The organism is Lactobacillus sp. 23-2 (genome assembly GCF_044902225.1).
Classification (GTDB): domain Bacteria; phylum Bacillota; class Bacilli; order Lactobacillales; family Lactobacillaceae; genus Lactobacillus; species Lactobacillus absianus.
Map to the genome: position 1 here is coordinate 1 of NZ_JAOQBX010000055.1, position 1475 is coordinate 1475.

At 34.8% G+C, this 1475-nt stretch carries 1 protein-coding gene; it reads left to right on the forward strand.

Annotation, left to right across the window (positions count from 1 at the left end; genetic code table 11):
• The first annotated feature begins 461 nt into the window (after positions 1 to 461).
• The gene (locus tag OCH80_RS10110; RefSeq protein ID WP_206988501.1) at positions 462 to 1418 is read left to right on the forward strand and encodes a DUF6574 domain-containing protein; all 957 of its coding nucleotides are present in this window, start codon (positions 462 to 464) and stop codon (positions 1416 to 1418) included.
• The last annotated feature ends 57 nt before the right edge of the window (positions 1419 to 1475 follow it).

Consider the following 1475-nt stretch of genomic DNA (forward strand, 5'->3'; position numbering starts at 1 on the left):
GTCAAAATCTACCAGATGCTATTGGCAAGTGTTCAATTTATTATTGCAATTGGCGGTTAAATTTTTTATAATTTTCATGAGATGAATTATAAATTTTGATCAGTAATGAAAATAGCTTAAATAGCAAAAATATCAAGGAGAAAAAACTAGGAATAATAGGATAGTAAAATAATGCAATTAGAGTTTATAAATCCTTTGTTATACTACGCCTAACAAAGTCTTGACCTTACGGTCAAGACTTAAACTGTTAACAATAATCATTTAAGAGATACTGAGAAAAGTCGAAGAGAGATGATTGCTTTTTTATAACTCAACTATTTCATAATAAATGATTGTTCACATATGTGTTGTAGCTAATAATTCAAATTTTGTCATTGTAATTAGTTAATCAAGCAAACTGGATGAGAACAATCGGATAAGGCTAACTATTTTGGATTTACATAGTAAGAGAGGAATAAGAAATGAAGATATGTCCAAATTGTGGTTCTTCAATGGATGAAGAAACTAATTTCTGTACTAAGTGCGGGACTGACTTACGGAATGTTGCTCCTAGCGTGCAAGGAAATGAAGCTGCTCCAGAAGCAAATTTAGCTGCCCAGGAAGAGCCTGTACAAGAAAACGCAACTCCAGAACAAACAGCTACTGATGTTCAAAATAGACCAGCTACGACTAGAGCTGAAGCCAAGCAGCAATCAATTACTGCTTCACAATTGACTAATGCGGCTGCTAATCAACTTTCTAATGCTGCAAATTATGCAAAGGAAAACTTTAACTTTGATGCCGCTAATATGTGGCAATGGTTCGTTAATTCTTGGAAGCATCCATTTGCTGATCAAGAAGCCGAAAGATGGTATGGTTGGGTAACACTTTTAGTTGAAGACTTCTTACTGGGTCTAGGTCTGTATATTTTTGAACAAAGATCTGCTCGAGGCTTTGATTCAACCTGGAATAGTAATGTAGCCAATTCTACCTCAGGCGCAACTTTCTCAGTTGTCTTTGAAATGATTATCTTCTTGGCATTAATTGAATTATGCTGGATTTTTGCCTGCTTTATTTCATATAAGGTGATTTACAACAAGAAACGCGACTTGCTTGATTTGACTAATCACATTGTACAAACTAGCAACTTAAATGCAATCTTTGTTGTAATTTACTTCCTCAGCATGATGTTTACCAGTACAACTGGTGGCGTTCTCCCAATTTTAATGCTGGTCTTAATTGAAATATTCTTTAGTAAGGCGATTACAGTATCTTTGCTTGGGGATAATGGTGAAGCTCATGATAAGTTCTATGGCTACATCTTGTTCTTAGCAATTCAAGGCATTACTACCTTAATCCTCATTATGGTTATCGGCAGCTCAGTAATTAGCCAAATTAAATCATACTTGGGATCAAGCTTCTGGAGCATGTTCAAATAACTACTTAAACTTCCCACACCAAAAAGAACTATGAAGCCTTGAAAACTCAATAGTTTA